9 protein-coding genes and 1 tRNA gene are annotated in these 7,771 nt (G+C 72.8%); 7 read left to right on the top strand and 3 right to left on the bottom strand.

Annotated features, from left to right (window positions below; all coding sequences use genetic code 11):
• The first annotated feature begins 58 nt into the window (after positions 1–58).
• Positions 59–133 (top strand) — tRNA-Gln (locus ABD353_RS32660).
• Positions 134–271: 138 nt separating this feature from the next.
• On the opposite strand, the gene ndgR is transcribed toward ABD353_RS32660, so the two are convergent.
• Entirely contained in the window at positions 272–985 is a 714-nt protein-coding gene (gene ndgR / locus ABD353_RS32655) for an IclR family transcriptional regulator NdgR (RefSeq protein ID WP_030275730.1), read from the bottom strand.
• A 237-nt stretch (positions 986–1,222) separates the two neighbouring features.
• On the opposite strand from ndgR, the gene leuC reads away from it, so the two are divergent.
• From leuC to ABD353_RS32635, 4 genes are all read left to right on the top strand, one after another.
• The gene (gene leuC / locus ABD353_RS32650; RefSeq protein ID WP_344627301.1) at positions 1,223–2,644 is read left to right on the top strand and encodes a 3-isopropylmalate dehydratase large subunit; all 1,422 of its coding nucleotides are present in this window, start codon (positions 1,223–1,225) and stop codon (positions 2,642–2,644) included.
• Positions 2,645–2,647: 3 nt separating this feature from the next.
• The gene (gene leuD, locus ABD353_RS32645) at positions 2,648–3,244 is read left to right on the top strand and encodes a 3-isopropylmalate dehydratase small subunit (RefSeq protein ID WP_344627300.1); all 597 of its coding nucleotides are present in this window, start codon (positions 2,648–2,650) and stop codon (positions 3,242–3,244) included.
• A 215-nt stretch (positions 3,245–3,459) separates the two neighbouring features.
• Complete coding sequence (locus tag ABD353_RS40605) at positions 3,460–3,807, top strand: SCO5555 family protein (protein ID WP_425555302.1); 348 nt, start codon at positions 3,460–3,462, stop codon at positions 3,805–3,807.
• A gap of 133 nt (positions 3,808–3,940) precedes the next feature.
• Positions 3,941–4,537: an HU family DNA-binding protein gene (locus ABD353_RS32635; RefSeq protein ID WP_344627299.1), complete on the top strand. Its 597-nt coding sequence runs from the start codon at positions 3,941–3,943 to the stop codon at positions 4,535–4,537.
• Between the two features lie 169 nt (positions 4,538–4,706).
• Here the strand turns inward: ABD353_RS32635 and ABD353_RS32630 are convergent, their stop codons facing one another.
• Complete coding sequence (locus tag ABD353_RS32630) at positions 4,707–4,931, bottom strand: hypothetical protein (RefSeq protein ID WP_344627298.1); 225 nt, start codon at positions 4,929–4,931, stop codon at positions 4,707–4,709.
• Between the two features lie 21 nt (positions 4,932–4,952).
• Entirely contained in the window at positions 4,953–5,630 is a 678-nt protein-coding gene (cofC, locus tag ABD353_RS32625; RefSeq protein ID WP_344627297.1) for a 2-phospho-L-lactate guanylyltransferase, read from the bottom strand.
• A 288-nt stretch (positions 5,631–5,918) separates the two neighbouring features.
• On the opposite strand from cofC, the gene ABD353_RS32620 reads away from it, so the two are divergent.
• Positions 5,919–6,749 (top strand): lysophospholipid acyltransferase family protein, encoded by an 831-nt coding sequence (locus ABD353_RS32620; RefSeq protein ID WP_425555301.1) that lies wholly within the window; start codon positions 5,919–5,921, stop codon positions 6,747–6,749.
• Positions 6,746–7,747, top strand: coding sequence for an NAD(P)H-dependent glycerol-3-phosphate dehydrogenase (locus ABD353_RS32615; RefSeq protein ID WP_344627295.1), 1,002 nt, complete (start codon positions 6,746–6,748; stop codon positions 7,745–7,747). Before ABD353_RS32620 ends, ABD353_RS32615 begins: the two co-directional genes overlap by 4 nt.
• Positions 7,748–7,771 lie beyond the last annotated feature (24 nt).

Here is a 7,771-nt window from a genome sequence, read left to right as displayed (position 1 = left end):
CTAGCACGCCGCCCTCTCAAGGCGGTAGCGCCGGTTCGAATCCGGTCGGGGGTACTTTTGGGGTATGGTGTAATTGGCAGCACGAGTGATTCTGGTTCATTTAGTCTAGGTTCGAGTCCTGGTACCCCAGCCAACAAGCTCCGGGTGACCGGGGCTTTTTTGTTTTCCGGACCGTCCCGTTTCCCGGACCGTCCCGGAATTCCTGCGCGCAGCCCGAAGGGCCCGCCCCCGTGTTCCGGGGCGGGCCCTTCCGTCGTCGCCGGTGCGGGCGTCAGCCGCGGCGGAGCGCCTCGGTGAGGCGGTTGGCGGCCTCGATGATGGCCTGGGCGTGCAGCCGGCCCGGGTGGCGGGTGAGGCGCTCGATCGGGCCGGAGACCGAGACGGCGGCCACCACGCGGTTGGAGGGGCCGCGGACGGGCGCGGAGACGGACGCCACGCCCGGCTCGCGCTCGCCGATCGACTGGGCCCAGCCGCGGCGCCGCACGCCGCTGAGTGCCGTCGCGGTGAAGCGGGCGCCCTGCAGGCCGCGGTGCAGGCGCTCCGGCTCCTCCCAGGCCAGCAGGACCTGGGCGGCGGAGCCGGCCTTCATCGGCAGGGTGGAGCCGACCGGGACGGTGTCCCGCAGGCCCGAGAGCCGCTCGGCGGCTGCGACGCAGATGCGCATCTCGCCCTGGCGGCGGTAGAGCTGGGCGCTCTCGCCGGTGACGTCGCGCAGGTGCGTGAGCACCGGCCCGGCGGTGGCGAGGAGGCGGTCCTCGCCCGCCGCGGCGGAGAGCTCGGCGAGTCTGGGGCCGAGGATGAACCGGCCCTGCATGTCCCTGGTGACCAGGCGGTGGTGTTCGAGTGCGACGGCGAGTCGGTGGGCCGTGGGCCGCGCCAGACCGGTGGCGGCGACCAGCCCCGCCAACGTGGCGGGGCCAGACTCCAGTGCGCTCAGCACCAGAGCGGCCTTGTCGAGAACGCCGACGCCGCTAGTGTTGTCCATGTCTCGATACTGCAGTCTCAGTGGGCGAGACGCAAGTTCAATCTTCCGAGAAAAGCGCCACTCTTGATGCAGCAGCCCGGGAGACACCCAGGATGGACCCTCACCAAAGCGTCCACATCCTGGACAGACGATCCGGCGTGCAGGTCGCGACTCCGCAGCGAGCCTCACCAGGGCAGCACCGGAAGAGACCCCGACGACACGAGAAGGCCGGCAATGCGGCCGGCTGGAGGGAAAGCGATGGGACGGACACTCGCAGAGAAGGTCTGGGACGACCACGTCGTCCGGCGCGCCGAGGGCGAGCCCGACCTCCTCTTCATCGACCTGCACCTGCTGCACGAGGTCACCAGCCCGCAGGCGTTCGACGGCCTCCGGCTGGCCGGCCGCAAGGTCCGCCGCACCGATCTCACGATCGCCACCGAGGACCACAACACCCCGACCCTCGACATCGACAAGCCGATCGCCGACCCGGTCTCCAGGGTCCAGCTGGAGACGCTGCGCAGGAACGCCGCCGAGTTCGGCGTGCGCATCCACTCGCTGGGCGACGTCGAGCAGGGCGTCGTGCACGTCGTCGGCCCGCAGCTGGGCCTCACCCAGCCCGGCACCACCGTGGTCTGCGGCGACTCCCACACCTCCACCCACGGCGCCTTCGGCGCACTGGCGTTCGGCATCGGCACCAGCCAGGTCGAGCACGTGCTGGCCACCCAGACGCTGCCGCTGGCCCCGTTCAGGACGATGGCCATCACCGTCGAGGGCGAACTGCCCGAGGGCGTCACCGCCAAGGACCTGATCCTCGCCATCATCGCCAAGATCGGCACCGGCGGCGGCCAGGGCTACGTCCTGGAGTACCGCGGCTCCGCCATCCGCAGCCTCTCCATGGAGGCCCGGATGACCATCTGCAACATGTCCATCGAGGCGGGCGCCCGGGCCGGCATGATCGCCCCCGACGACACCACCTTCGACTACCTCAAGGGCCGCCCGCACGCCCCCGAGGGCGAGGACTGGGACGCCGCCGTCGCGTACTGGCGCACCCTGGCCACCGACGAGGACGCCGTCTTCGACGCCGAGGTGTTCATCGACGCCGCCTCGCTGACGCCGTTCGTCACCTGGGGCACCAACCCGGGCCAGGGCGCCCCGCTCGGCGCCAACGTCCCGAACCCCGAGGACTTCGAGGACCCGCAGGAGCGGATCGCCGCCGAGAACGCCCTGAAGTACATGGGCCTGGAGGCCGGCACCCCGCTGCGCGAGGTCCCCGTCGACGCCGTCTTCGTCGGCTCCTGCACCAACGGCCGGATCGAGGACCTGCGGGCCGCCGCCGACATCCTGGACGGCCGCCGGGTCGCCGAGGGCGTGCGGATGCTGGTCGTCCCCGGCTCCGTCCGGGTCGCCCTGCAGGCCGTCGAGGAGGGCCTGGACAAGGTCTTCACCGCCGCCGGCGCCGAATGGCGCCACGCGGGCTGCTCGATGTGCCTCGGCATGAACCCGGACCAGCTGGCCCCGGGCGAGCGCTGCGCCTCGACCTCGAACCGCAACTTCGAGGGCCGCCAGGGCAAGGGCGGCCGCACCCACCTGGTCTCCCCGCAGGTCGCCGCCGCGACCGCCGTGCTGGGTCACCTGGCCTCGCCCGCAGACCTGTCCGACCGCGTCGCCGTGGAGGCCTGAGCCATGGAGAAGTTCACCACCCACACCGGCCGGGCCGTCCCGCTGCGCCGCAGCAACGTGGACACCGACCAGATCATCCCGGCGCACTGGCTGAAGAAGGTCACCCGCTCCGGCTTCGAGGACGGCCTGTTCGAGGCCTGGCGCAAGGACGAGGACTTCGTCCTCAACCGCCCCGAGCGGCAGGGCGCCAGCGTCCTGGTGGCCGGCCCCGAGTTCGGCACCGGCTCGTCCCGCGAGCACGCCGTCTGGGCGCTGCAGAACTACGGCTTCCAGGCCGTGATCTCCTCGCGCTTCGCCGACATCTTCCGCGGCAACTCGCTGAAGAACGGCCTGCTGACCGTCGTCCTGCCGCAGGAGACCGTCGAGCGGCTGTGGGAGCTGGTCGAGGCCGACCCGACCGCCGAGATCACCGTCGACCTGGAGGCCCGCGAGGTCCGCGCCGAGGGCGTGACCGCCTCCTTCGAGCTCGACGACAACGTCCGCTGGCGCCTGCTGAACGGCCTGGACGACATCAGCATCACGCTGCAGAACGAGGCCGACATCGCCGCTTTCGAGGCGACCCGCCCCTCGTTCAAGCCGCGCACCCTGCCGGTCGCCTGACCGACCGCAACTCCGCGCGTACGCCGGATGGCCCGCCTCCCCTCGGGGGGGCGGGCCATCCGCCGTTCGGCCCCCCGAGTGCATCGCCGCGGCCCTTCGGACCGGCCGGAGTTCGAGTCCGAGTTCGGGTCTGACGCCGACTCGGAACAGCACCGGGCATTTGCCCAAGACCCCCCTTGCGCAGGGCACATCACAACAGATGGCACAATCGTTGCATGCACCGGCACGACGAACCTCCGTACGCGGGCGGCGATCCCGCGCACCCGGAGGTGAACGGCGGTGCAGCCGGCGGTCGAATTGACGGCCGGACGGACGACCAGACCTCACCTGCTGAGGAACCGGACGACCCGGAAGCCGAAGCGCTCTTCGCGCTTGTGGCCGAGCGGTTGAAGCAAGCCCACGCTCGCGTATCTGCGCTGAACGTGTCAGCGGAAGCAAAGACCGCTCTCATCCGTCAACTGCTGATCGTCACGGAGACCGCCAAGCGCGATCTCCCGGGGGCGGCCCGGCGGTTGAGTCGCTTTGTGCAGGACCTCGACGCGGGGCGCCCGCCGCTCGGCTGAGGACGCGAACGCGCAAATCCATTGCGACACTAGGGTGATTCACGCGTTTGGTAATTGAAAGTCCGCAGATACATACCTAACGTGCGAAATGAACGGATGGATTCATCCGGCGCCCGTTTCCGAAGGGGAAGACGTGAACAAGGCTCAGCTTGTCGAAGCGGTGGCCGAGCAGCTGGGCGGTCGCAAGGCTGCCGCAGAGGCCGTCGACGCAGTGCTCGACACCATGGTGCGTGCCGTCGTGGCCGGTGACCGGGTCTCGGTCACCGGCTTCGGCACCTTCGAGAAGGTGGAGCGCTCCGCGCGCTTCGCCCGCAACCCGCAGACCGGTGAGCGCGTCAAGGTCAAGAAGACCTCCGTTCCGCGCTTCCGTCCCGGCCAGGGCTTCAAGGACCTCGTCAGCGGCTCCAAGAAGCTGCCGAAGGAAGGCCCCTCGGTCAAGAAGGCCCCCAAGGGCTCGCTCACCCCGGGCAAGAGCGGCGCCACCACGGCCGCCGCCAAGCGCGCCGCCACCAAGCGCGTCGCGGCCGCCACCGGCACCGCCGCCGCGGCCACCAAGAAGACGGCCGCGAAGAAGGCGGCTCCCGCCAAGACCGCCGCGGCGGCGAAGAAGACCACCGCGACGGCGAAGAAGGCGGCTCCCGCCAAGACCGCCGCGGCGGCGAAGAAGACCGCCCCGGCGAAGAAGACCACGACGCGCAAGACCACCGCGCGCAAGACCGCCGCCAAGTAGCCTCTGTCGGCCCTTCGGGCGACGGCCGGTCAGAGCACGGCGCGAGATCGGAGCACGGCGAGAGCTGCGGCGGCCCGCGGATCCGGGATTCCGGAGGCGGGCCGGCGCAGCTCTTCCGCGTGCGGTGGCGCCGTCCCGGCCGGGCCGGGCGGCGGTACGGGGGAGGGGCTCAGCCCTCGGCGCCCGGGTCGGGGAAGGTCTGCAGCGTCACGAAGACCACGCGGCGCCCGGCGCCCTCGCCCTCGGTGCGGATCCGCACCCGCTGGCCGGGCCGCAGCAGCCGCAGGCCGCCGGCGTCGAAGGCCGCCGCGTCGAAGGGCACCGGCGTGCCGTCGTCGAGCAGGACGGAGCCCGCCCGGGTGCCGGGATCGAAGGTGAACGCGGTGGCCTGCATGGCCGCAAGCATAGCGAGCGGTCACACCAGGGCGGCCGCCGCGGCGGCCGTCCGAGGCCCCACGCCGAGGGCCAGCGCCTCGCGCAGGTCCTCCCCGGTGTCCACGTCCCGCCGCACCGAGGCCACGTCGGCCAACTCCAGTTCGCACGCACCGCCGAGGGCGTGCCGCAGCCGCGAGCCGTCCCCGAAGGCGGGCCGCAGCGCGCCGCCGGACGGCGCGGCGAGCAGGGTGGTGCCCAGGCCCGGGGAGTCCGCCAGGAAGGCCCGGCGGCCGGACGGCACCGCGGCCAGCACACGGGCGAGTTCGGCCGGCCGCAGGGCCGGCAGGTCCGCGGAGAGCGCCGCCACCGGGGCGTGCGGGGCGAGCGCCGCGGCGCGCGCGGCACCGTGCGCCAGGGCCGCGTTGAGGCCGCCACCGGGCTCGTCCGGCACCACCAGCGCACCGAGGCGGGCGAGTTGCTCCGCGGCCGCGGCGTCCCGGGTCACCGCGAGCACCCGGGCCACCGCCGGGCAGGCCAGTGCGGCCCGCGCGGTGTCCAGGGCGAAGGCCAGCGCCAGCCGCGGGCGGTGCGGCCCGGCGAACGGCCCCAGCCGGCTCTTGGCCACCGCGGGCGGCTTCACCGGCAGCACCAGCGACCACAGCGCCGGGGCCGGTGGCAGCGGCGGACGGCCGGCGGGGCGTACGGTGTCCTCGGTCATCGGCGCCATTGTGGCGTCGGCTCCCGGGCCCGGGCCAGGCGGCCGCGATTCGCGTGCGTTTGGTCACTCGCCCGGGGCCTGCCCAGGGCGGCTGCTCGACAGCCGGTCCGCCCGCGGGTGAGACTGGTCGGCGCCCCGGGCCCTCCCGGCCGTCCCGGCCGGTGGAGAGCAGCAGGTCACACCCCGTCGAAGCGCGGCAGCGAACGGCGTACGGGGGCCGGCGCCGGGGCCCCGCCCGGGCACACCGGGCGGCGATCGAGGACCGCGGCACCCCACGTGCCGCACCGGATGAGGAGGAGCTGGGTGGCCCGCCGCTCGTACGCCAGTTTCGGCAACGCCGACTACGGGATCTGGTACCGCTTCGCGGCGGTCCTCGTGAAGCCGGTGACCAATGCGCTGGCGAAGACCGAATGGAGCGGCTGGGAGAACCTGCCGAAGGAGGGCGGCTTCATCGCGGCCGTCAACCACAATTCGGTGATCGACCCGGTGTTCTACGCCCACTGGCAGTACAACAGCGGCCGCCCGCCGCGGATACTCGGCAAGTCCCAGCTGTTCTCGGTGCCGTTCATCGGCTTCATGCTGCGCAAGACCGGCCAGATCCCGGTGTTCCGCGAGTCCACCGACGCCGCCGAGGCGTTCCGGGCCGCCATCGACGCCATCGACGGAGGCCAGTGCGTGCAGTTCTACCCGGAGGGCACGCTGACCCGCGACCCCGACCTGTGGCCGATGACCGGCAAGAGCGGTGCCGCCCGCGTCGCGCTGATGACCGGTGCGCCCGTCATCCCGGTCGCCCACTGGGGCGCACACGAGATCATCCCGCCGTACGGCCGCGGCGGTAAGGGCAAGTACCACCTCTTCCCGCGGCACAAGGTGACGGTCGCCGCCGGACCGCCCGTCGACCTGAGCAAGTACCAGGGCCAGGAGCTCACCGCGCAGGTCCTCAGGGACGCCACCGAGGACATCATGGCGGCCATCACCGCCGTCCTGGAGGGCATCCGCGGCGAGCAGGCCCCCGCCGAGCGCTACGACATGCGCAAGGCCGCCCGCGAGCGCGCCGCCGCCGCGGCCGCCAAGCGCGACCGGGCCCGCAAGGGCGGCGCCGAGGAGCGTGCCGAGTGACCCGCTGCGCCGTCTTCGGCACCGGATCCTGGGGCACCGCCTTCGCGATGGTGCTCGCCGACGCCGGCTGCGACGTGGTGCTCTGGGGGCGCCGCAAGGAGCTCGTCGACGCGATCGACCGCACCCACGAGAACCCGGACTACCTGCCGGGCATCGCCCTGCCCGCCCGCGTGCGGGCCACCACCGACGCCGCCGAGGCGCTGGCCGGCGCCGACTTCGCGGTGCTCGCCGTGCCCTCGCAGACCCTGCGCGCCAACCTGGCGGCCTGGGCGCCGCTGATCGAGCCGCAGACCGTCCTGGTCAGCCTGATGAAGGGCATCGAGCTCGGCACCGCGGAGCGGATGAGCGAGGTGATCCAGGAGGTCGCCGGGGTCGGACCGGAGCGCGTCGCGGTGGTCTCCGGCCCCAACCTGGCCATGGAGATCGCCCGTCGGCAGCCGGCCGCCAGCGTGGTCGCCTGCACCGACGAGGCCGTCGCCCAGCGCTTCCAGAAGGCCTGCCACACGCCGTACTTCCGGCCCTACACCAACACCGACGTGGTGGGCTGCGAGCTCGGCGGCGCGGTCAAGAACGTCATCGGCCTGGCCGTCGGCATGGCGGCCGGCATGGGACTCGGCGACAACACCAAGGCCACCCTGATCACCCGCGGCCTGGCCGAGACCACCCGGCTCGGCCTCGCGCTCGGCGCGGACGCCCACACCTTCGCCGGCCTCGCCGGGATGGGCGACCTGGTCGCCACCTGCTCCTCGCCGCTGTCGCGCAACAACACCTTCGGCATGAACCTCGGCCGGGGCATGACCCTGGAGGAGACCGTGGCCGCCACCAAGCAGACCGCGGAGGGCGTGAAGTCCTGCGAGTCGGTGCTCGACCTGGCCCGGCGCAACGGCGTCGACATGCCGATCGTCCAGGCCGTGGTGGACGTCGTCCACAACGGGCGCCCCACCCAGGAGGTGCTCGCCGGTCTGATGGCGCGCTCGGCGAAGCCGGAGCGACGGTGACCGGAACCGCGGGTTTCGCACGGT

The sequence above is a fragment of the Kitasatospora arboriphila genome, from assembly GCF_039528095.1.
Classification (GTDB): domain Bacteria; phylum Actinomycetota; class Actinomycetes; order Streptomycetales; family Streptomycetaceae; genus Kitasatospora; species Kitasatospora arboriphila.
This window is presented reverse-complemented; position numbering and strand designations above follow the sequence as displayed.